The 23,679-nt window shown below is 35.2% G+C and carries 21 protein-coding genes, 7 tRNA genes and 2 pseudogenes; 11 read left to right on the plus strand and 19 right to left on the minus strand.

The annotated features are described in order from the left end of the window. Positions 1-480 precede the first annotated feature (480 nt). Entirely contained in the window at positions 481-1,695 is a 1,215-nt protein-coding gene (locus tag ACLHDF_RS27910; RefSeq protein ID WP_413921740.1) for an MFS transporter, read from the minus strand. 2,260 nt (positions 1,696-3,955) lie between these two features. Here ACLHDF_RS27910 and ACLHDF_RS27915 point away from each other — a divergent pair. The 7 genes from ACLHDF_RS27915 (at position 3,956) to ACLHDF_RS27945 (ending at position 10,769) form a co-directional block, all read left to right on the plus strand. Beyond that, on the plus strand, positions 3,956-5,242 hold the full coding sequence (locus tag ACLHDF_RS27915) for a replication protein (RefSeq protein WP_413921700.1): 1,287 nt from the start codon (positions 3,956-3,958) through the stop codon (positions 5,240-5,242). A 373-nt stretch (positions 5,243-5,615) separates the two neighbouring features. Continuing rightward, positions 5,616-5,918, plus strand: coding sequence for a hypothetical protein (locus ACLHDF_RS27920; RefSeq protein ID WP_413921701.1), 303 nt, complete (start codon positions 5,616-5,618; stop codon positions 5,916-5,918). Continuing rightward, positions 5,915-6,139, plus strand: a complete 225-nt coding sequence (locus tag ACLHDF_RS27925) for a hypothetical protein (RefSeq protein ID WP_413921702.1) — start codon at positions 5,915-5,917, stop codon at positions 6,137-6,139. Before ACLHDF_RS27920 ends, ACLHDF_RS27925 begins: the two co-directional genes overlap by 4 nt. A 1,960-nt stretch (positions 6,140-8,099) precedes the next feature. Continuing rightward, a complete protein-coding gene (locus ACLHDF_RS27930; RefSeq protein WP_413921703.1) occupies positions 8,100-8,954 on the plus strand; it encodes a hypothetical protein in 855 nt (284 codons plus the stop codon). Positions 8,955-9,112: 158 nt separating this feature from the next. Further along, positions 9,113-9,394: a hypothetical protein gene (locus ACLHDF_RS27935; RefSeq protein WP_413921704.1), complete on the plus strand. Its 282-nt coding sequence runs from the start codon at positions 9,113-9,115 to the stop codon at positions 9,392-9,394. Positions 9,395-9,420: 26 nt separating this feature from the next. Further along, positions 9,421-9,726 carry a hypothetical protein gene (locus ACLHDF_RS27940; protein ID WP_413921705.1) on the plus strand — a complete coding sequence of 102 codons (306 nt, stop codon included), beginning with the start codon at positions 9,421-9,423 and terminating at the stop codon, positions 9,724-9,726. Positions 9,727-10,544: 818 nt separating this feature from the next. Further along, positions 10,545-10,769 carry a helix-turn-helix domain-containing protein gene (locus ACLHDF_RS27945; protein WP_095380539.1) on the plus strand — a complete coding sequence of 75 codons (225 nt, stop codon included), beginning with the start codon at positions 10,545-10,547 and terminating at the stop codon, positions 10,767-10,769. 79 nt (positions 10,770-10,848) lie between these two features. On the opposite strand, the gene ACLHDF_RS27950 is transcribed toward ACLHDF_RS27945, so the two are convergent. From ACLHDF_RS27950 to ACLHDF_RS28015, 14 genes and pseudogenes are all read right to left on the minus strand, one after another. Next, entirely contained in the window at positions 10,849-11,037 is a 189-nt protein-coding gene (locus tag ACLHDF_RS27950; RefSeq protein ID WP_413921706.1) for a hypothetical protein, read from the minus strand. A gap of 80 nt (positions 11,038-11,117) precedes the next feature. Further along, positions 11,118-11,438 (minus strand): hypothetical protein, encoded by a 321-nt coding sequence (locus ACLHDF_RS27955; RefSeq protein WP_413921707.1) that lies wholly within the window; start codon positions 11,436-11,438, stop codon positions 11,118-11,120. 240 nt (positions 11,439-11,678) lie between these two features. Continuing rightward, a complete protein-coding gene (locus ACLHDF_RS27960) occupies positions 11,679-11,951 on the minus strand; it encodes a hypothetical protein (protein WP_413921708.1) in 273 nt (90 codons plus the stop codon). 36 nt (positions 11,952-11,987) lie between these two features. After that, positions 11,988-12,992: pseudogene (locus ACLHDF_RS27965) on the minus strand (FtsK/SpoIIIE domain-containing protein); the annotation flags it as partial. A 12-nt stretch (positions 12,993-13,004) separates the two neighbouring features. Continuing rightward, the gene (locus tag ACLHDF_RS27970; protein ID WP_413921709.1) at positions 13,005-13,379 is read right to left on the minus strand and encodes a hypothetical protein; all 375 of its coding nucleotides are present in this window, start codon (positions 13,377-13,379) and stop codon (positions 13,005-13,007) included. A 12-nt stretch (positions 13,380-13,391) separates the two neighbouring features. Next, positions 13,392-13,691 (minus strand): hypothetical protein, encoded by a 300-nt coding sequence (locus ACLHDF_RS27975; protein ID WP_413921710.1) that lies wholly within the window; start codon positions 13,689-13,691, stop codon positions 13,392-13,394. A 530-nt stretch (positions 13,692-14,221) separates the two neighbouring features. Further along, a tRNA-Gln gene (locus tag ACLHDF_RS27980) sits at positions 14,222-14,293 on the minus strand. Positions 14,294-14,300: 7 nt separating this feature from the next. After that, positions 14,301-14,377, minus strand: a tRNA-Met gene (locus ACLHDF_RS27985). An 18-nt stretch (positions 14,378-14,395) separates the two neighbouring features. Then, a tRNA-Ser gene (locus ACLHDF_RS27990) sits at positions 14,396-14,488 on the minus strand. 15 nt (positions 14,489-14,503) lie between these two features. Beyond that, a tRNA-Ile gene (locus tag ACLHDF_RS27995) sits at positions 14,504-14,580 on the minus strand. Between the two features lie 23 nt (positions 14,581-14,603). After that, a tRNA-Cys gene (locus ACLHDF_RS28000) sits at positions 14,604-14,677 on the minus strand. An 8-nt stretch (positions 14,678-14,685) separates the two neighbouring features. Next, positions 14,686-14,760: transfer RNA gene (locus tag ACLHDF_RS28005), tRNA-Gly, on the minus strand. A gap of 16 nt (positions 14,761-14,776) precedes the next feature. Further along, positions 14,777-14,861 (minus strand) — tRNA-Leu (locus ACLHDF_RS28010). Between the two features lie 340 nt (positions 14,862-15,201). Beyond that, positions 15,202-15,384 (minus strand): hypothetical protein, encoded by a 183-nt coding sequence (locus ACLHDF_RS28015; protein WP_129710658.1) that lies wholly within the window; start codon positions 15,382-15,384, stop codon positions 15,202-15,204. Positions 15,385-15,996: 612 nt separating this feature from the next. Here ACLHDF_RS28015 and ACLHDF_RS28020 point away from each other — a divergent pair. After that, entirely contained in the window at positions 15,997-16,218 is a 222-nt protein-coding gene (locus ACLHDF_RS28020; RefSeq protein WP_251394324.1) for a hypothetical protein, read from the plus strand. 152 nt (positions 16,219-16,370) lie between these two features. Further along, entirely contained in the window at positions 16,371-16,541 is a 171-nt protein-coding gene (locus ACLHDF_RS28025; protein WP_413921711.1) for a hypothetical protein, read from the plus strand. Between the two features lie 320 nt (positions 16,542-16,861). Here ACLHDF_RS28025 and ACLHDF_RS28030 read toward each other — a convergent pair whose 3' ends face one another. The 4 genes and pseudogenes from ACLHDF_RS28030 to ACLHDF_RS28045 form a co-directional block, all read right to left on the minus strand. Then, positions 16,862-17,923 (minus strand): bifunctional transcriptional activator/DNA repair enzyme AdaA, encoded by a 1,062-nt coding sequence (locus ACLHDF_RS28030; protein WP_413921712.1) that lies wholly within the window; start codon positions 17,921-17,923, stop codon positions 16,862-16,864. Positions 17,924-18,636: 713 nt separating this feature from the next. Continuing rightward, a complete protein-coding gene (locus tag ACLHDF_RS28035; protein WP_413921713.1) occupies positions 18,637-18,846 on the minus strand; it encodes a YolD-like family protein in 210 nt (69 codons plus the stop codon). Further along, positions 18,847-18,969 carry a hypothetical protein gene (locus tag ACLHDF_RS28040; RefSeq protein ID WP_413921714.1) on the minus strand — a complete coding sequence of 41 codons (123 nt, stop codon included), beginning with the start codon at positions 18,967-18,969 and terminating at the stop codon, positions 18,847-18,849. It lies immediately after the preceding gene. 14 nt (positions 18,970-18,983) lie between these two features. Next, positions 18,984-20,248: pseudogene (locus ACLHDF_RS28045) on the minus strand (DNA polymerase thumb domain-containing protein). Positions 20,249-20,557: 309 nt separating this feature from the next. Here ACLHDF_RS28045 and ACLHDF_RS28050 point away from each other — a divergent pair. Beyond that, a complete protein-coding gene (locus ACLHDF_RS28050) occupies positions 20,558-22,144 on the plus strand; it encodes a bifunctional metallophosphatase/5'-nucleotidase (RefSeq protein WP_413921715.1) in 1,587 nt (528 codons plus the stop codon). Positions 22,145-22,313: 169 nt separating this feature from the next. Then, positions 22,314-23,042, plus strand: coding sequence for a GntR family transcriptional regulator (locus ACLHDF_RS28055; protein ID WP_413921716.1), 729 nt, complete (start codon positions 22,314-22,316; stop codon positions 23,040-23,042). The last annotated feature ends 637 nt before the right edge of the window (positions 23,043-23,679 follow it).

Raw genomic sequence — 23,679 nt, forward strand, 5'->3', positions numbered from 1 at the left:
TATGCAAATTAAGTAGAACTTGTATCTACAAACAATATTGGGATTCCATCCCTTATGTACCTTACTTTATATTATTAACATAATAAGAGCCTGCATCAAAAATGATGCAGGCTCCCCTCTCTTACAACAAAATAATTCTCATGTTCATTCGCCCTTGTGAGGCCCTTTCGTTACGTATAGCGGTTCATAACGAGAGTACCATTCGTTAAATCACAATACCTACTTGTCAATTGGGATAATACATTTGCTGAAGTCGCTGTTACGTCTTTCAAAACCGAACCAGTCCCTTCATTAAGCTAAGTATTTAACCTTTCACAGCATTCAATTCTAAGTGATATTGATACTGTACTATATGTGTACCACGTCTTTGATAATTAAAACATACCGTATTTCATTCTAATTTCCTTTAGTTGTACTTTTAGAACGAAACCGTTTTGTTTTTCATTATGGGTATTTAGATAAGGATTCATAATGAGTTTTTTACTCTCCTAATTTTATACCTTCCTGCTTTGTCTCCTCTTTTAAATTATATAGAGGTAATATAAAAAGCAAACCTATAATAAACAAGACTGCTGCTGCCTCAAATATAGCAACCAATGAAAACTGCTCTTTTAGAATACCAGCTACACTCATCGTCAATACCATAGCTCCTGTAAAAAGAGGACTTAGAATTCCATTGACCCTGCCAATAAAGGCAGCCTCCGTTCTCTGTAAGATCATCGTATTGATGCCAATCTGAATACACGGTAACATGAGACCATTTAGAAACTGAGCTCCCAGCGTCAGCCATAAGTTTACTGATAATCCCATTATGGCAAACCCCATTGCATTACCAACCATTCCAAATGCCAGCAGCCTTTGCGGAGCTACTGTTTTGGCAAAAATCATCACTACTGCCCCGCCTAAGATCATGCCAATTCCATTAGCTGTAAGTAACCACTGGAGATTTTCTTTTGCTAAGCCCAACTGCTCTGTTACAAGGAAAATGGAGAGAGGCTGAATAAACCCTATTCCTAGTCCAGCTGCTAAAAAGCATAGACCTAACAGACTCAACTCTTTCTTCCCTAAAACATACTTAATGCCACTTTTCATTTCACTTAGCAGTGAAGTAGTTCCATTCTCTTCTTCCATCTTTCGATCGGAAGGTAGAAAAGTGAGTGCTGCTGCTGATAGTAAAAAGGCTGTACCTGTGATGGCAATGGAGAGATTTATACCAAAGGTTTGAAAGGCAAATGTCCCTAATATTGGTCCTAGAACCATGAATATCGCAAAGACCGTTTGATAGACTGACATCCCTACCTGCATTTGCTCCTCCGGTAAATGCATTTTAAACAGTTTCATCCCTGAAGGCTGAGAGAATTGGGAAAGGATTGCAGAAATTAAAGTTGCGAAAAAAACAACGTGCCAGGATCCAATCATAAGTGTGATAAGCACAGCAAATACAGATATTGCACTTAAAATATCACACCATACCATGGTACGTTTCGGACGCCAGCGATCTGCAAATGTTCCGCCAATAAAAGAGAAAATAAAGATTGGTGCGAATTCTGCTACAGAAATTAAAGATACCGCAAATGGGTCGCCGTTTGTCTTTTCCATTATGAAAAGAAGTACAGCAAAATTTCTAACCCATATCCCTATTTGCAGGAATAACCCAGAAATAATAATAGCTTGAAAAACACGGTTTCTAAACAAGTTGGTTGAATGATTTACGGGTGATTTCTTTCCCAAACAAAAAACCTCCTGCGTATTTTCTGAACAGGAGGAAGTACAGTACAACAACATTGACATGACATTTCCAAAGAAAGGAATACAATGATCAATTTGATTTGTATGTAAAAGTACAGTCTAATCCTATTCAGAAAAAACAATCGTATTATTTAACGAATTTTTTCTTAGAAAATAGGATTAATTAATCATTGTTTCACGTCCACCCTTCCTTTTTTTACTAGTAATAGGATAATTTATTATTTGTAATAAATCAACGCTTTTCGAACCCGAAATTTCTACAAAATATTAGTCTCACTCATAATCAATCTATTAAAAATCAATAATTATTTTTGGGGCAGGTTTCTTCTATTTCACTATTTTTTAACAACAATTAGATCTATATTTCGTAAAAACGGATTCATGATATTCGTTCCCTTCCTATAAATTGTGGTTCCCACTACAAAAGAGAGAAGAGCATAAGGGGTTTTTGCTATCACATAGGGTGATAGGCTAGGCAAAGCCTAGCAAAACCGTGATATCACGAAAACCTCTAAAGTGTGAACCTACTGTTGACGTAAACTCCTTCACGTGAACCTACTGTGAACATAAAAATTGAGCATGTGAACCTGCTGTGAACCTCAAAAAAACACATGTTGACCTACTGTTAACATGTGTTTTTTTACTTTATGGCAAAATCCTGTTGCTTTTCACTTAACTTTTGGATCTTTTCTTGTAGACTTTTTTGGTCACCCTCATAGAACTGAATGCTTTCATCATTAGATTGAATCGCATCTTTTTTATCACAATTTTTGATTCTATCTCGGCTTTTCCATAGCTTTTCATTTTCTTTTTTATAAAATCTTTTTCTAACTCATGTGAACATATAAAAAATAAATATCGACATCTTGTGAACGTGTATTTTTTAAAAACGGTAATCATTTATAGAATAAAAATTGATGCATAAATGATAAAAAAGCACGCGTAAATCACTTGTATTTTAAGTAAAAAGAAATGGCCGTTCTGAGCATGAACATGCGCAAGAAATAAAAAAGATCGTTTGCTTCTGTCTTGTTTTTTTTCAAAAGACACTTCAAAATGAAGTGACCCTTGAGGGAGCATTTATCAATTATGAAGGGTCGGTGAAGGGGTTGCTGGCACAAATGTTGTGATCACTGAAGGTGCGGTGAAGGGACTGTCCTTTAATTTGAGGGTGCGCTGAGGGGGTTCTTGCAAACATTTCCTTGTACCCAAGATTTTGTTAGGCTCTGCCTAACCCCACACAGCCTGTGGGGGCAAAAACCCCTTATGCTCTTCTCTCTATTTTTTAAGGGGCACCAGTATTTTAAGAATTTCAAACAAATATGGAACTTCAAATAAGAGATGCTGATCCTATTGATGTTAAAAAGATTGATAAGTTAGCAAAGAAACCTCATCACTCATGACAGCAATTTTCCAAGAAATCAGATTCACACATGAGCTATTTTCAGTCAACAATCTGGCTGGAAGGAACGTCTTAAAAACTTAATTGAGGTTAACAGTAAGATGATGGAACGTTGTGTAATTTCTATAAAAACTTAAATGATATGTTAAAAGAAGTAATGAGGAAGTATGGGGATGATGAATAGAAAGGCCGGATGATTTCACTCGAGATAGTCACATATTAATACATTCAAGATTACATGCTTAAAAACAAAATTAGATATCCTGGCGACGCTATATCTGACATTTGTAATAGATTCAAATATAAACAAAAAAAGAATGGAACTGCACTAATTTTCTCATAAGTAAGCTCACCACTTGGGGCTCCTACTTTTCCAATAGGACCATTTTCCCCTCCCCTACTCTAAAAAACTCATATATGATAAAGGTGATTCCTACAACAATATAGGATCACTCGTAGCTAAAAATACTTCTTTTGATATATTTTGCTAATTTTTTATTGAATTATAAGACTACTTAACGCTATAATTGAATTAACAAAAACGTGCGGAATAGAAAAAAGACTTCAACCGTTTAAGAAGTGCTCTCAACACTCTTAAACCGTTCCCCCTATCACGACTAGGGAAAACACTTGTCGAAGTCTCTTGTTAATAGAGTTAGTTTTGTACAAAATAAAACTTATGATTTTATTTTATATGAAATTGACATCTATTTCAAGGGCTTAGTTCATCAAATTCAAGACATTGTTTTCCTTTTACCAGGGAGACAGTGTCTTTTTTTGTTCCTTAAAGGAGAAGATGAACAAATGACAAAGCTTTTTACCTGCTATTTACAAGATGTAAATACCTTCAATGGACGATTCACATGGTTATGGAAAGAAAAACTAACCCTTCGTAAAAAGAAAGAAGCGTTTTTAGAAACACTTCGTACATACTTTAAACAACAACAAGTAGCCCTACATAAAGTATTCCCTAAAAAACGTATGGAAATGTTAGATTACGTGATTTATAACCTTGTGGCCACAGGCATTCAAGCGATTCACTCAAAAACACTCATGCAAAAATTTGATGTATCCCAAAGTACCGTTTCTCGCTTTGTAAAATCATTAAAGGAAACACCGTTTATGATCGTGGCACGATATATCAAAGAAGATACAACAGGTGCTCATCCTGATAGCTATGTATTTATCCTTAAAAGCCATAAGAACTTTGATCAAATTTGTGATGAAATCTTTTTTGCACACGATACAACAGGTGTACAAACACTTCAACAAGAAGAAATGACAACTCCTGTGACAACTCCTGTGACAAGTCCAGAACGTGCTGAAAACGTTGATACACCAAGCTTGGAGGACGAAAAAGCATCGTCCCCCTTTATTAACCTTGATTTACCTAAAAATCATTTAAATAATCATTTAATATCTGCTTCACAGTCATTTGCGTATATCAAAGGTGTGCCTAAAAAAGTAAATCATGTGTACGCAGGTAAATATGGTCATCAACTAAAAGACTTTTATGCGCGTATTCAAAATGCGGCAAAAGCAGTAAAACGAGATACAAAGATTGAGATTATGAAAGAACAAGTTCATGAAGTTGCTTATACAGCGATTGTAGGCTTAGATAAATATGTCCATGAGGCGAATCATAAGGGTACTACCCTATCACTGGATGACATGTGCCGTCTTGTTTATCAAATTGCCTACAATCAATTTACAAATCTATCAAAAGAGAATAAAGAAGAACAATCATCTGAGTCAGACATACATACTAAAGCTGAAACAGCGGCACGATTTACGCCTAAACATATCATCCGTAAGGAATTGGTTCCTGCTTGGTTACAAGCTGAACAGGAGCAAAAAGCGTGTACACAAGAAACAGCTATTTCTCTGGATCAACAGCTTGAAATGATCCAATTAAAGCAAGATTTAGGACAAGAACTAACGCCAGAAGAAGAAACCTTACTCCAAGAGCACAGTACTACATATAGTTCGTTAGAAATGGCGCAGCTGAAACAGGATCTAGGACAAGCCTTAACACCAGAAGAACAAGCTTTGTTGCACCAACATGACCAGATAAAAGGATCAGTTTCTTAATCAAAAAATGTAGAAATCCCTTAGAAGCTGATATTTTAATAGATTATGTTTATTTAGATATATGTTCTAAATAAACAATAACCATACATCTACGTAGGAGGAGATTACTATTCCCCATAAAATGACCCTAACAGGATCTGCGACAGGACCATTACGAGAATACGATCGCTACGTTGCCTTCGATATGCGTGAAAAAGGGTCACCTTCTGCGCCTAAAGGCCTGAAGAAGAGTACCTTTATTTCCTATACCGTGTTTGTTGCGAACAAAGCCTTTAATAAAACCGGTCTAACAAAAAAGAGTATTATGCATGAAAAAATCTTAATTTAAGGGGAACCGACATTAGATATTCCAATTGACGAGTGCCCGGGGGAAATGGGTGACACCTGCTTTCAGATTACCGTTCTTCCAAATAAAAACGATAAAGAAGTGAATGAGTCAAAAGATAAAAAAGAAGCAAAACAAGAAGCTTCTGAGCTTTCTGAGGCACAAAAGAGCAGTGAATCTGCCAAACGAGCAGAAACTCAAGGTCCTGTCTCTCAACCCATAGCAAAAGAAGAGAAAAAGGAGGCTGAAACGGCAGAGTTTGAAGCAAAAAAACACCTGTACAAGAGCAAAAGGCTGCGCCACAAAAGAAGCAGCTACCTACTTAGCCAAAATGGACACAGGATGTTGTGAGCTGTGATGAAATTATCGTTCCCGAAGCATTTTTAAGGACGCGACCAAACCCCGAAAAAACGCAAAAGGTCGTTTATTTTGTAAAGCGTACTGGACACTTAGATAAGCCATTAACCATCGAGAAAGGCTCTAAGGTCTTAAAAGACGGCTATCGTCGCTACGTTGTGGCCAAAACCGTTAAAATGGAGAAAGTTCCTGTTGTATATAATTATCAAAAATAACGTCTTAATAGGAAAAGATAAACAATTAATTCAGAAAAAGTAATAGCATACCTTGACTTGAAAAATAAGAAAAAAGCTATTTCTACTTTCTTAATTGATGCGTCAGTATTTGTCTTAGTCTTAATAGGACCCAAGTATTCTTTTGGGGTTAGTTAAGTTACAAACTAAAATTCTTAAGCTACTATTAAATAGATAGGTAGATCTTATAGAATATAGGTAATTATTATATAAACACTTTTTTTAAGAAAATACTTAATTATATTGGAACTTTAGGTGGAGCTTATATGGTCCCTCCCCTTAACATTGTTTATGAGACTTAAAGGGATAAAATACACAGAATAGAAACACGGAGTTCCTATTATAATACACGCCTAAACTCTTTGATAAGCGAATTTTAAAAAACAGATCAAAAAATCTGTTTTTTTACTTATTTAGAGGCTGTCTAATATGAAGCTTTAAATTTTTTCTTTATTTAATACTAAGAAATCCAAGTAAATTCTTATATCAGTTGAATTCAATTACTTAGTTAACCTTAAGTTAAACTAGAATAATTCTTTTCTTATATGTTTATTATTATAAAGTTAACAAGTTCAACTAAAGGAGAACTTGTTAACTTTATAATTGTTTATATAAGTTCATTGGAACGCAATATTATCGCGTCCTTATTTGTTCAAAATTTATAAGAGTGGTAGAACGGGGATCGTTCCATATTTAAATTACAACTTATCTTAGCTTTAATATATAGGAATAGATTTCAGTTAAAAAGGAACGCTTCTCTCTTTTGAATATCGCACTTGATCTGATAAATGGATTACTAGAATGGGAACCGTTCTTGCCTATAAATCAATGGTTGGGTATATTTAGATAACTCATCACTTATAAAAATGATTACCAGCTTAGAACGTTAAGAGAACATGAAAAATATTTTTATACAATAGGTTCTCTTTTATCGAAGAAAGAAAGGATAGTACTTTAGAGCTCGTTATTCCTTTGGCTAACGATGAATCCTCTTAGGAAAATAAAAAGTATCTACTATATAAATAAATATATATGGTAAATAAATTACTAAATCAATTAGATAAACTATGCATATTAGGCAAACTCATTAGAACGCAGTATTCTCGTGTTCTAATGAGTTATAACTTTATAAGAACGACAGAACGGGAACCGTTCCATAATAAAAATTAAAAAATCTCTAAACCTTGATATATAGAGTTGGTTTTTACTAAATAAGAACACTTTTTTCCTTTATATACTGCATTTAATTTTTAAAGTGGATCAATGGAACGGATGTTGTTCCTTTATAATAATGTTGTAAATTTAATAATAAAAAGATATACAAATAGTAAGTGTTTAATTTGGAACGCTTTAATATTACTTTAATTTTAAATCTCTCTACAATTTCTTTCTATCGTAGTGTATTCAAGCTAGGAAAATAATTTCACGATAAAAATTTAACTTTTTAAGTATGCTCCTTTTACTTAAAATATAAAATGCTTTCTAGATTATAAGAAATACAGGGAAATTATATAAGTTAATAGAGCCAAAAGAGTTAGTCGAATTACATAAAATGATTTATCAAAATGTATTTTTAATATAAAATTTAATTTATAATATAAAAGATATAGTAGAGTTAGCTACGTTTTTGATCCGTTGTATTAGAAAGCTGTCAACAGAACAGTGGAACGGGAATAGTTCCATATTGGAGTTCCAACTTTTCTAAATTTGGACATATAGATAGGATCCATGGAATTGGAACGCCTTTTTCTCTTGTGTTTTATTTCATATCTATACAATGGAACGGAAGAACAGGAATCGTTCTTTCTTTTAACAAAGGTTTTTACATATTTGAATATTCATCGATGGTCAAAATAATATTCAGTGCATAACGTTTAAAGAACATAATAAGTGTTTTCATAAAGGCTATATTATTTTAGCAAAAAAGGAGAGGAAACTAATTATGAATGAAGAACAGTGGAACGGGATTAGTGACAAAATACCAAAAGCATATTGGACAAGGGAAGTTGCTGAATCATTAGGGATTAGTGATAGTTATCTAAGAAAATGGTGCTTAGAACTAGAAAAAAATGGATACAAATTTCTAAAGGTCAAGGATGGAAAAAATCGCGATAATCGGGCGTTCACGGAACACGATGTAATTGCATTACGTAAATTTCAATCCCTTTTAAGTCAACCAAATATTACAAAGTCTCAAGTAGCAGAAATAATTGCAAATGACTATGCTCCCATAGATAGAGACACTAAAGAAATATCTTCTTATTTACGAGACAATGATCGTGATAAAGCCCAACAAGAAGTTCACGATCTTATCTTAAAAGATGTAATCCATGAATTGAGGCATGAACTTGGTAACGTAGAGAATCGAATAATTGTCAGTCTAGGGGAACGAATAGAGGAACGACTAAGTAAAAAAATAGAGGAACGGATAGAGGATTTTCTTGCAAGACACTTACTCCTACAAGAGGAACGGATAGAAGAACGAATAAGAACTATAATGTCTCAGTACTTGGAACGCCAGGAAATAACCATGAAAAACACACTTGGCCAGATACAGACTTTACAACTACAAGATAAGTCTTCAAAAGAGAATAACGAAAAAACACTTTCTGAAATAAAAAATTCTTATGTAGAACAACAGAAGAAAAATGAAGATCGTGAAAAAGAGCTTCAAAAGGAATTAAATGAAAGGGAGGAACAATTGAAGGAAGTACTTACAGAACTTAAGACAATTAAAGAGCAAATAGCTATTACAAATGAAAAGAAGGGCTTTATTTCTAGATTGTTCGGTAAGTAAATAGAGAAGCTAGTATTTATTTAAAGAGACTCAGCTGCTAAAAGCTTAGTTTCTTTAGATTATAAAAGATTTACACCTTATTTTATCCCACGTTAAAAAATCAAAATTATCTAAGAAAGCTTCAAGTTAATGTCAGAAGCGAAAGAAGCGCCTGTTCCATGGAAAAAGGTTGTGCCACAAAAGAAACAGCTATCCACTCAGCCAAAAGGGACACAGGATGTATTGGGTTTCGAAAAATTGTGGTGCCTGAAGAGTTCCTAAAAACACGATCAAACCCCGAAAAAACACAAAAAGTTATTGGATTTGTGAAGCGTACTGGTTATCTAGATGAACCCTTAACGATTGATAAAGAATCTAAGGTCTTAAAAGACGGCTATCGTCGTTATGTTGTGGCTAAGATTATTAAAATGGACCAGCTTCCGGTTGTCTATGAATATTAAAAATAAGGGTGTAGGAGTACTACTAAATGAACAATAAACAAAAAGCGATTGAATATATTCAAAAGGCGTCTGATGAATTGGAAAAGCATCGAGGGTTTCTTGCAAATTTAGGCCTGAATGTATCCTTTTTAAATACGGCTGATAGAAAGTTAGATCAAGCCGTCCATTGTCTCGTTCATTCAATCGAAGAACCTGAAGATGACAATGAAAAAGAAATCAAAGAAGTGTCCATTCATGAAAATGAAAAGATTATTGTATTTAAAAATGGGGATATCAAAACGATTAAATCTTTTAATCAAGCAGGGAATGCAGATAAAATTAGATTATTTTAAGAAGGATTTAAATTGGAAGGTTAATTGGTGTAGCTACGTCCAAAGGTTGCGTTACAAAGACACGACCAACCCCTGGAAAAACATAAAAGGTCATTAATTTTGTGAGGCCTACGGGACTCTTAATGGATGAGTTGTTTGTTAAACATTACAAGATAGCAAGTAACAACCAATAAAAAAAGAATCCTGCAAAAATTTTCTCCAAATAATAAAACGTTACACCCAAAGTGTATAATCTTTTATTCTAAAAAAACTTGGTTTCTATAAGAATAGGCTTATTGATTATATGGACATTCATTTTAAAATTCTGGTTTACTATTCAATAAATAATATTAATTGTAACTAATTTCCTCAATATGTACCATTTGCATCCAATAAATTGATGTTATCGCCATATTCAATGGCAAGTATTCCTTTGATAAAATAATGGTGCAATCCTTTTTCATAGGTTTTTTCTTCATAGGTAATATCCCTATTATCTAATATTCCAGATTCTTTGTTAGTGTGTACGCATTTTTATAATGCGTGCCTTTTTTTATGATAATTATATATATCTATGAATATTCACAACAAAGACCGCCCATTATGTATTAGTGTATAAGGCGGTCTTAACTGTATTCATGCTATATGATTATGACAAAAATATCGACATTATTCTAAAAAACTTTAATGGTCTCTGCTTATTTTCCTTATTATGTTTTATTTTGATGTCTTAATAAAGGATATGGTACCGACTTGTCCACTATGACTCATTTTTAACGTTTTATTTTTAGTGAAATTTGGACATAACTAGAGTAATAACAAGTAAAGGGGTATCTATCATGTTCGGGTTAGGAAAAAGGCGAACTAGACTTGGTAAATGGATTGATAAAAGAAACATTAATCAAGAATGGCTTGTAAGAAAGTCAGGATTAGGTAGAAGTACGATTGGTGATTTAGTAAACAACTCCGAAAGGTTGCCTACACAAAGAACAATGAAAAAGATATTACAAGCATTAAGACGGATCGATCCTAATATTAAGAGCGAAGATTTCTGGGATATTTAAATATGCTTATTACAATTCTTTTTTATTCCTTTAGAGGCTTTGTTTCTCCAAGTATATAAAAACAGGCTTTAGTAATAGCTTAAAAGCCTGTTTTTAATTCTCGGTTAAAATGTTCCTGCTTATCAAATCGCTCATCTTGCTTTTTTATGTATTTAATCAATGAATTAATCTTATCTTCGTAATGCTTCAAAACGTCTGCTTTTACGGAGGCCTCCTGCGTAGCTTCCTCCGAATCCCTACCTGTTACATCCTGGCACCCTTGAGGCATGTCATAAACACTTTTTATGGATATTTTTTTCGATTTATCAGTATGTAAACAAAAAAGCGACCTCACTAGCCGCCGTGATATTACTTGTTATCGCCGAATAAATTAAAAGAAAGTTGCTCAGACCTTTTCCTATGGTAATAAGCGTTTTTAACTTGTTTTACTCGCTCTCTATTTTTAACGTAATAATCCCGGTCGCGAACAGAAACGCAAACTCTGCAGTATGGTCCAAGTTGACCGAATCCCTCGCTTTTATAATGATAGTTCTTTGAGTGTTTTAATTCGCAGCATTTACGGCAAGTCTTAGCGACAACTTGGCCATCAGCGTCCGTGAAGTATACGAATCCTCTCGGCTTTGTTCTTTCGTCATATTCCTGTGCCAGTAGTTCTTCTCGTAGACTCATATTCGCTCACCTCCTCGGTCGCCATGATATTGCTACTGATTCCCTTTTATTATACGAATTAATCCTTCTCAATACCAGTCCGCAAATACATCGCCTTCTTCGCGTATGACAGTTTTATCTCCTGCAGACGCTTGGATTTATTCGACTTTATCTAAGCCTAGCGATTTTATCTAAATGGGCTTCCTTTCATTCTTCTGAGGTAGACCATTTTGGTGTGATTACAAACACTGTTCTAGCACTCTATGTTAAGTTAATTTTAATTCCACCAGAAGAAGCTGATGTTCTTGGTTTTCCATCTCTTTGATGTTTACCAGAACTCTTATATTTCTCCATAAGCTCATGAATGCTTGCTACCTGTATAAGACGAATATGCTCTGAAGACACCGCATAACGAACAGGCGTAATCAGAATAACCGAAGGGAAGATAGGCGGTCGACCTTCTGGTTGCCAGTGTAAAGACCTCCATTCATCTGCAAAGAAAAACTCCTCATATAAATGAATCTTGTCCTGCATTTTCTGTTCTGAATACTGAGTTCGTTGAATTTCAATCTAAAAGGGAGATCCTTTAAAGATACAAAAGAGATCTGGTTCAATGCCTCCTTTTCGTCCAGTGGGCTTATCCTCCACAATGATACTCTTAGGCATACTATACGAACACATCTGCTTATAGACATCCAAGATCGAAAGGAAATGTAATATTTTTTGAGAGCTCTTTTTGATCTTCGCATCCACAGGTAAGTATACTGTCGGAGAATACTGCTGTGTGCGCTCAATGAGCCCTAAACGATATAAACGTACCATCACACTATTACACGTATTAACAGGAGATTTGAGCTGTTTAAAGAACAGTTCCACTAATGAGTCGCGATCCACAGCCCGAAACCGATTGATAAACCCAATGATGTCTTTATCACGCTGAGATAACCGAAAGCTCATCACTGTTCCTCCTTCTCTAATAAACCAAAGATTAACTGGAGCACAACCTCTAGCTGCTACATCAATTTCTTCTGCTCCAATGACTCCGGCAACTTTTGCATTTGTCGCATCTGCTTGCCTCCCAGATATCCTTATCCGTAGGTTCGCTTTTAACGCAGAGTTTAATAAATCCGCATCCGGACGTTGCATCGCAATAACCGTATGAACGCCTAGCGCACGACCTTGACTTGCGAACTGTTGAATCATCTCTACGAGATCCGTTTCTCGCTTGATGATGCTCATTTCATCAACCACCACGACAATACGAGGTAATTTAAAGGGAAGCCTGCTGATATGAGTCACACCATGCTCTAACAGTAAATCGCCTCTTCGATACATTTCAGCTCGTAACAACGCAAAAGGTTTTTTCATATCTTTGGCTTCAAAACAAAGCGCATCCACATGCTTAATTCCATGAAACAGGCCTAAATCAGCTCGTTTCAGATCGACTAAGATTAAACGCAAGTCTTCAGGAGAGGCATACTTCACCCATGTAGTCAGAATTACACGCATTAAACTGCTTTTTCCGGCTCCAATTTCACCCGATATCAGTAAGGTTTCCAAATCCGCAAAATCCCATGAAACGGGGTTTCAATAGATATCTTGACCAATGCATACGGGAAGCTCCATTTTCTCGATATAAGGATGAATCGCTTCATACTTGTATTCAAGCATCTTAGGTAAGCTTTTATGATGAACGGTGATACTAAAATTTTTCAAACTGCCGTTTATTTCGATGTTGCTGCCTAATACTTGTCGTAAGGCCCACCTTTTTTTCGTTAAAAGCTCAGGATCGATCCCATTTAGTAAGGAAAAGGCGTACCGAGTGTACGTATGATGGTTATCGATTTGATGAATTTTTGGAAACAGATAGGAGGTGCGGTCTCCACGTTTCACCACTCGGTAAATCTCTGCCGTACGAAACGCTTTAATCAATTGGCCACGCAGCTTTAGTTTTTCAAACATCAACATTCCTCCTCAAAACATAAAGGTCGCAAAAAAGTAAATCAAGGTGCTATAGAAGGTAACAGGCAAGATAAAGCGCATTACCTTTGCGAACTGATCAACAAGATCGATTACACCCCATCGCTCTAATACCCGTTCGATGATGGCAATTCCTAAGACGATGCTTCCTATGGTCAGAATAGTGGGGTCAAGCATAGCTAGTGGACTAAACGGAACAAAGGAATAAGCCCTGAAGGGACGACGTCTCGTGAGACATGGTTTGAGAGGTGGAGAAAAGATTTTTCGAAAATGAAACTTTTGTGCTTTTCTCATGCTGATACCTGCCTTCATTCTTTTTATTTTTTTGCCTTTTATGCACCTATTATTTCAGCTCAACGCATCCGGTCGCCCCCTTCGCCTCTTCGGCTCAGCTCCCTTACAGGTTCTATGAAGGGCTTCACTAAGCGTATACAGCTTGTATTAACGCGGTAGCGATACTGAACTAGATACGGATTAGGTAACGGAGGCGGCATTCTTTAGATACTATGTAGCTACTGAAGTAAGCTTGCCTGTCCACTCAAAAAATAAAAAAGACCCCTTACTGCAGTAGAGGATCAGTAGATGGGGATGTAAGAGGAGCTGAGTTTTTATATGTTAGGGGTTGGTCTAATGGCTTATCTTTTTCATGAAATGAACAAGAGATAAAAATATGCTCGATTAACAAAGTAGAAGTTAATAAGGATCAGGGGCAATATCATAATGAATCGTATGTTGCAAATTGTATAAAGAGTAAAATGAAATCTATACAAAAAAGCTCTACCACTTAAAAATGGTAGAGCTTCTTTCTTAGTTAGCATGAATGACTGGGCTAGCTGGATTCGAACCAACGAATGACGGAGTCAAAGTCCGTTGCCTTACCACTTGGCTATAGCCCAATAAAAATGGTTGCGGGGACAGGATTTGAACCTGCGAGCTTCGGGTTATGAGCCCGACGAGCTACCAGACTGCTCCACTCCGCGATAATAATAAAGATATAATGGAAGAGGAAGAGGGATTCGAACCCCCGCGGGCTTTGACACCCCTGTCGGTTTTCAAGACCGATCCCTTCAGCCAGACTTGGGTATTCCTCCGTATTTCAGGTTCAATGGTGGACCTTGTAGGACTCGAACCTACGACCGGACGGTTATGAGCCATCTGCTCTAACCAGCTGAGCTAAAGGTCCTTTCTAAGTTCTCTATTAGAATGTGGAGGCGGCAACCGGATTTGAACCGGTGATAAAGGTTTTGCAGACCTTGGCCTTACCACTTGGCTATGCCGCCAATAATTATGGAACGGAAGACGAGGTTCGAACTCGCGACCCCCACCTTGGCAAGGTGGTGTTCTACCACTGAACTACTTCCGCGTATTACTTAATGAAATGGTGCGGGTGAAGGGACTTGAACCCCCACGTCATAAGACACTAGATCCTAAGTCTAGCGCGTCTGCCAATTCCGCCACACCCGCGTGTGAAAATGTTGCTAGCAATTAAGTGATTCATTTTGGTTTTGCTAGCTACAAAAACTATCTTACTTCATAATTTCGCAGAAGTCAACATCTATGAAATTGAATATTTTTGGTATCTGAATATTGTTTTCTAATGCAAATAAAATTTAAATTAAAAACTAACGGAATTCCTAAAGGATTGCTACTTTATGCTGTTAATCCAAATGCCTATTTGAGAAAACAGGGATATAAAGTATTAAGAGTGAGTGGTAACAGTATTGTAAGTTGATATCTCACGTATTAGAGCAAGATTAAACTAAGAAAGAGAAGGCTAATGCCTCCTCTTGATTGGAATTTTATTTTATAGACCGCCTCTACACTGTCCACTATTTTTAGAAGCTCTTTCTTTCTTGGCTTTATCCTTATGGATTTTATTTGCTGCAGCACTTCCGAATTCATGGCTGAACTCAGAATTAATTACTGCTGAATCAAAACCTTTTTTATTTTTTTGATCAGCATCGTTCTTTTTTGTACGTTTTGCCATTTACCTAACGCCCCTTTTAAAAGTTCGTGCCTATTTAGTATAGGATAAAAAAAACATTTTATGAGAGGCAGTACTCACTAAAACCTCCTTATTTATACAGCTTGTAAAGAATATCCGTTCTTCTTGTTAGAGTAAATAATAACACAACATGATATAGGTAAGTTTAATCCGTATTTCTCCGTATTTATCTGTTCAACCTTAATTAAAATCATGTCTCTCATCGGTAGAAATCTAAAAAAGTTACCTTCTTAATAAAGGGACCTTTTAAGAAGGATTAATATTTAAAAATATGAGAAAAAAATTTAAAAGATAATCAGAAGTTTATCTTGGAGTTATGCAGATGTGTAGAAACGAATAAATAATTAGTCGTTACGTATACAATAGAACAACATGACTTGCTTGACGAGAAATACTATCTGGAACATGTAAGAGTCTTACTATGACTTGTAATGGTGGTACTAGGGCTAAAAATTGTTAAGATGGTTCTGAACTAATGGGTTGCGATAATAGAGAAAGCTTTATATCAACTTTACAGAATGTTAGTGATTCACACATACTACCTGTTATTTTATTTGCATAAAGTCACACAATATAATTGGGAGGTGTATTAGCATGGAAATAAATAATTCAAATGAACAAATTGAACAATCAACTGTAGTTGAACCTAGAGTATTAACTTCATTTGTAGCATATTGTACTTCTTGTGCACCACATTGGAGGTCTAGATGTTATGCAACTAGAACAGAAGCCCAATCATTAGCAGATGCACATAATTATGCAAACCATGGTGGAAGTGTTGGGGCATCGGTAACTCAACATGTAGGGAATTGTTAAATCCAACAATTAGGAACATTCATAAGGGGTGGTCCCTTTTAGTAAATAGAACTAACTGAACATTCATTTTAGCACTGGTTTTCACTTCTTTACCTTTCCTCATACTTCTTCTTATATCTCAATTCAAATAATATATGTAGGAGGTGACTGTTATGTCAGATCAAGCTCATGAAAAAGAGAAAATACCAAGTAAGAATGGTAATTCTCGAATTGGAGAAAGAGGTTACGAAATATCCGAAACTACACCTAATGAATTAGATAATAAAACCATTCTAAACAATATAGATAATAGCGCAATGTTTAATCTTAATAATGATGAATGATTCACATAGAAAAATCTTCTACCCTTTATAAATAGCAGGTGAAAGCTATACTAAGTATTAGTGGATCCACTACTCGAACAAATGAGGTAAAACAAGAACATATGCATCATCCTACAAAAATGGTGTTCTAGAAGTTAGAATGCCTAAACTAGCAAAAGATAACACGAAAAAAATTGATGTAGAATTTCATTAAAAAGGAAAAGGAGCCAATAGTGGCTCCTTTTTAGATAACTAGGCTAAATGTATAGATAAATCCATCAGCTCTGTTCGCTGTACTTCTGACAGTAAGTATTTAGCTCCCATGTACTTTCTGTCTCCCTTTAAAAACTATTGTTATATTTTCCCTCTAACTCAAGCAGCCAAGACTTTCTTTGAATGCCCCCACCATATCCGCCAAGATTTCCATTTGAATTGATAACTCTATGACAAGGAATAAGAAGAGAAATTTGATTTGCTCCATTTGCTCGAGCGACAGCACGATAAGCTTTAGGATTTCCTATTTGTATTGCTAAATCTTTGTAACTGATTGTACTTCCCGGACGTATTCCTCTCAGTATCCGCCAAACTTCTTTTTGGAAGCTTGATCCTATTCCATCTGTAATGGGTGTTTGAAAAGAAAAGCGTTTACCTTCAAAATATTCTTGGAGTTCATTTTCAAGATGCTCGAGAATTTGATTTGTTCCAGGAATGATGGCTACAGAAAGTTTTGTCCGCATATTCTCAATTTCTCTTTCCAATCCCTTTCTATCAACGAATTCTAAAAGATATAGAGCAGTGTCATCTGCTATCGCAATCATCGAACCTAATTTTGTTTCAAACCATTTTGCCGTTAAAAGTTTTATTTCTTTATTTCTCTTTGGAACGGCCCCCATTATGCGTGTAAAGGCGTCACGAAATCCATTACTGGATTCAAAACCACTATCAAGTTGAGTGTAAATTAAAGGTTTACCATTGCGAATATGATTAAAAGCCATACCAAGACGGCGGGATCGGGCATATTCAATGAAAGTCATCCCAAATTGTTTTTTAAATTGTCTTCTTGCTGTGTTCGCACTAATAGATAAGTCGTTAAAATCTTTATCGGTCCATTTTTTTTGAGGGTTTTCCTCTATAGCCACAACTAATTTTTTTACTTCAGGGGATAAAGAACTGGGTGTGTTTAATGGCTGACATCTTTTACAAGGTCTGTATGAAGCCAATGTAGCTTCTTTTGCTGTTTTAAAAAACTCACAGTTTTCTTTTTTAGGTTTTTTTGCAGGGCAAGTTGGTCTACAAAAAACGCCTGTCGTTTTAACCCCTACATAAAAAGTACCTTCATAGTTTGAGTTTTTCTCTATGAGCATTTTATAAAATGTATCTATTGTCTTTTGAGCATTAATCATAACCTTTACTCTTCCTCCTAAATGTGAAATGATTTGCTAAGATATTTTGTACTTGGAAATAAGAATGTGATCCATTGCTTATCTGGCTTCCACCAGCATTTTCTCAGTCAACACTCTCGATATTAGACGAATTCAACATAATGCCTATATTGGTTGGCTTGGGATAAATAAACCGTCAGCACCAACATAGGCTTCAGCTCTATTTAGTGCTTTCTTTATCCTCAATAATTTTGGCAGACATTACATTTTAACAATTAAAGAGGTACAACATATCTTCTTGATACCGTTATAATAACAAACCTTTACATTTTAGAAACGAGAAAAATTAACATCAATTTTTTAATTACTTTACCAAAAAAAACGTTTGTTTTTAGTTAATGCATCAAAAGTAAATAATTCTCTTTGAAAAATAGGATAACTTTTATGAATTTTGGTTATGCAAGAGTCAGGACGCAAGATCAATGGCTTTCCTTGCAGTTAGATGCGTTACGGAAGCATGAAGTAGTTTAAGAAAAGAAGCGATCGGAAGAAAGATGTTTATTTGAGAAAACAAGCATATAAAGTGATGCGGATCAGTGACAGCAACATTGTAAACCATATGCCCAAAGTTATAAAAAGGATGAAAATAATGATAAATTAAAAAAGAAGTCACCTTTTGGTAACTTCTTTTTTATCTATACTGCTTAGGTTTTTTTACAGGCTTACTTGAACAGTTAAACAAAACGAACATCAATTAGTTCACTTAACTTCATTTTGTTCTTTAATTCAAATACTTTATCGATAAAAACAAACAAATTCCCCAGGGAATCAACAAATTGTAGGAATCCTGTTTGGGTTATACGTTGCCCGTTCTTATAATATGTAAGGTATATTTGTTTATTTGTATGTAAGGCTTTAATAAATGTGAAATTGATTTGTTCCATTTACTCGTCTGTTAAAAGAGGTTGAGGTACTTCTAGTTGCTTGTTTATGACTTCCTGTAATTCTATGTATTGCTCTGGCATACTGGCAAATGGGCGCCATTTTTTCATTCCCCTGTTTGGCATATACTATTCCTCCTTTATGCTTTGTGGCCACCAATAAGGCCGTTTCGATAACGAGCTGTTGAGTGATCTAGATAGCTTGAAGCCCGTAGTACACTATTTTCCCCATAACGCATACGAATTTCATCAATTGTTTTGGCAAGAGCATAGGCTCTTTCACGCTGATCCATATCCTCAAATAAGCTCATTTGCTCCTCTTCTTGAATGCTGGTATTTGATAATGAAATCCCAATGGATCGAATCGGCATTCCACTATCATAGGTGTGTAAAATAGTTAAACAATAAGGAAAAATATTTTGGCTTAAGTTCGAAGCCCTCCCCATTTTCTTTTGTCTTATGAAGCCTTCACCTGTTTGTTTGCTGTAGCCAATGGATAAATGAACAGTTTGCGCCACCACTTGATGCACCTGTAAGCGAAAGCACACATCGTCCAAGAGTTCCAACAGCAATAACTCCACTTCTTTTCGGCTTGTATAATCCCGAAGGAGAACCTGACTTTTCCCAAAGGAACGGGAACTAGGGATGTACACATCGGAAATACGACTAAAATCAATCCCATTCGCATGTTGGTGAAGTTCCTGTCCCATGATGCCAAATTCTTTTTGTAACATCTCCTTTGAAGAAAGAGCAAGTTCTTTGATGGTGTGAATGTCTAACCGATGTAAGCGTCTTTCCGTAGCAGACGAGATCCCCAGAAATCTTTCATTGGATGAATGGCCCACAACTTAAAGAGAATATCCTCATATCGCCAATACGCAACCCCTGTTTGGCTATTCTTGGTCTCATGATCTAAGCTCACCTTCGCCAGTAAGAGATTCGGACCGATGCCTGCGGTAGCTGTCAGCCGTGTCTTGCAATAAATCTCGTTGATGATTTTATGAGCTAATTCTTCTGGTGTTTTAGCGAATAAATGCAAAGAAGCTGTCGCATCAATAAACAACTCATCAATGCTATACGTATGAAAATCCTCAGGAGCCACGTACTGTAATACCAAACTAGAAATATAGTTCGAAGCCTTGATATATCTCTCCATGGATGGATTCACGACATGGATATCTTTCCTTTTAGGAATGTCGAAAAGACGACTTCCTGTTTTAATCCCTTCTTTCTTTAATAAGGGTGTGGCAGCTAACACAGCTGACCCCGACCGTTTGATATCTCCTACGACCGCAAGCTTTGTTTTCAACGGATCTAACCCCCGTATGACAGATGAAACCGAAGCAAAAAAACTCTTCATGTCGATGCAAATAATGACTCTGTTTGGTAGCTGCCCATAATCCATTGAATAAAGAACGTTTGTTCTTTATTCAATGGATTATCATTCCTTTTTCTGATTATTGCTCTCACTTATATTGCATCTTCGCTAAATTAAATCACAATTGACTAAAAAAATAGATTCATTTTATTGTAGACTTTTCATTCTTTTTAGATTAATATTTTAGATATCAGACGTCAGACGTCTAAAATAGGAAGCGATTACATAATTTATTCTAAAAATTTACCATCTACGATATAAAGTCATTATATCTATTTTAGTACGCCGTTTTATGTCTGAATATTCAATCACTAATTGAGGAGGAGAACAAAAGAAATGTTGAAAAAGGTAATTCCACTATTTGTCCTTATAAGTACATTAACGGTTTCAACTGTCACTGCTGCACCTGCTAATAAGTATAATCCAGGTAATCACTATCTTGATGTACAACTGCTAGGTATTAATGATTTCCATGGTCAATTAACAACAACATCTGTGATGGATGGAAAAGAAGTTGGAAGAGCTGATTACTTAGCTGCCTATTTACATCAACGCGAAAAGCAAAATTCCAATACTCTTATTGTTAATGTCGGTGACTCAGTCGGAGGTAGTCCTCCTATATCTGCTCTTTTACAGGACGAACCAGTAATTACAATGTTTAATAAGCTTGGATTTGACGTAGGTACATTAGGAAATCATGAATTTGACGAAGGTGTAGATGAATTAAAACGAATGATTTACGGTGGATATCACCCTAAAACAGGAGATTTTGAGGGCGCAAACTTCCCCTACATTTGTGCTAACGTTGTTAATAAAGAAAACAATCAGCCTATCTTGCCTCCTTATGTCATTAAAAAGGTCAAAGGAGTGCCAATCGGATTTATTGGAGTAGTAACAACAGAAACTCCAAGAGCTGTTTTGCCCTCAGGAGTTTCATCTGTTCGTTTCTTAGATGAAGCAGCTTCAATTAACAAATATGTAAAAGAATTAAAGAAAAAAGGCGTAAAAGCTATTGTTGTTCTTAATCACGTGGATGGTACAACAAATAAAGATGGTGTAACAGAGGGAAAACTTGCTCAAATTGCAGAAAATGTAGATGATGAGGTAGATGTAATGTTTGGTGCTCATAATCATGAGTATATGAATGGCGTTGTTGACGGTAAACTTCTTGTCGAAGCTTATTCATATGGTAAAGCATTTGCAGATGTGGATATTAAAATTGACCGTAAAACAAAAGATATTGCAGAAAAGAAAGCAGAAGTCGTCAAAACGTATCATCATGGAATTAAGCCAGATCCACAGATAAAAAAATTAATAGAACAAAATGAAAAGAAAGTAGCTCCACTTATAAATGAAATAGTCGGCCAAGCAGCAAATGAAATGACTCGTACACAAAATGAATCAGGAGAATCTTCTCTTGGCAACTTAATTGCAGATGCTCAGCGTACAGAAATGAATACACAAATCGCTTTAACAAATTCAGGGGGAATTCGAAACGACTTAAACAGCGGTGAAATTACCTGGGGTGAACTATACAGTATTCAACCATTTGGTAACCAACTTGTAAATATGAGAATGACAGGAAAAGATATTAGGGATGTTCTTAACCAACAATGGCAACAAGGACAAACGTATATGCTTCAAATTTCCGGTATGAAGTATACATGGGATCAAAACAACGTAAACGGGCAGAAGGTTCAAAACATGACACTTGCAAGCGGTGAACCAATAGTTGATACCCAGGTGTACACAGTTACAACAAATTCATTTCTTTCCGAAGGTGGAGACGGTTTTACTAAATTTTTAGAAATGAAAAATAAAGAACCAGGGGTTAACGATCTAGATGCTCTTGTAAACTATGTAAAAAAAGCCAATAAACCAATGAATACTCACATTGAAGGACGAATTCAAAAAGTGAATTGATGAGTTCATCAGTATGAGCCTGAATTAGATAAACAATCAGCCAAGCGCTTTTTAAGAAAGCCTTGGCTTTTTCTAATGTTTCCAATCTTCCCCTGGAATAGTTATAGCAACGTTACTTAGAATTTGATAACATAATGTAGGAAATGTTTTTTTATGGAGGCAGCGTTTAATGTATATAGAAAGTTATCAAAAATCAAGATATTTGATTATTATGGATAAACTTAAGAAAGAAATAGAAAAAGGCAGCTTGACTCCCGGTGAGAAATTACCTTCAGAAACTGAGCTAGCTAAAAATTTTAAGGTAAGTCGCTCTACAGTAAGGGAAGCTTTAAGAGCACTAGAACAAGAAAATATAGTTACTAAAAAACACGGTATAGGTACTTTTATAAATCAAAAGCCTCTATATTCAAATGGGATAGAAGAACTGTTTAGTGTGACAGATCTGATTCAAAGAAAAGGCTATACACCTGGCACAAAGTTAATATTTTCAGACTATATAATGCCAAATAAACATGAAAAACAAAAGTTAAATCTTAAAGATAATGAGAAAATGTTATTAGTCAAGAGAATAAGAACGTCAAATGGAGACCCTTTGGTATATTGTATAGATAAAATCCCCCAAAATTTGTTACCTAACGAATGTAAATTAGATAGAGAGTCAATTTTCGACTTTCTAGAAGCAAAAGTTAATATTAAAATTGACTATGCTACTACAAGTATAGGAACGACTAGTTACTTACCAGAAATATCAGACGCTTTAAAAAGTGATATGGAAACTCCTTTATTAGTTTTAAAGCAATCACATTATGATGAAAACGACCGGCTTGTTTTATATTCAGTAAACTACTTTCGTTCTGATAATTTTGATTTTCATGTTTTTCGTAAGCGTTTAAAATAAAAGTTTTTCTTTTTCAATTGTACTTTGGCGTCCTATAATTATAACAATAGCCAAGGCTTCTTATGGAGTACTTGGCTATTGTTAATAAGAAAAATGCTTATATTAAAGAATATATCGATTACTAAATATATACATAATAAAGAAGACGAATTCTTAAAAAGGAAAGTTTGTTCCAATCCACTAAGGCTCATTGATACATCATCCTGTTTTATAAGAAAGTTGGATTTAAACAAAAATTTCTTTTTTTACGTATATTTTAAAAGATATATTACAATTCAAAAATAACTTTTTGATCATCAACAATAATTAATTGAAATCGTTCTAATACATCATACTCTTTTGCTGGAATTAGAGTATACAAGTTCTTTAAGTTTATATTTAAAGAACTTACCCTTAGAACCTCTATACTCACTCCAGCTGTCTCTTTTTTTTAAGTAATGGTAAGTAGTCTATTAAATCATCTTTCTACCCATAAATCCGGATAGACCTTCTTGCTTCTTCAATTAATTGTTTATTTTGCACTCGAATAGACCTGTCTTTTTTAACTCCACACAAGATCATTTAATAATTTTTTTATTCTTTTTTCTTTAATTGCTTAATGTTACCTTGAAACCCAGTGTTTCATTTTTCAATAGCA

The sequence above is a fragment of the Priestia megaterium genome, assembly GCF_046599315.1.
Classification (GTDB): domain Bacteria; phylum Bacillota; class Bacilli; order Bacillales; family Bacillaceae_H; genus Priestia; species Priestia megaterium_F.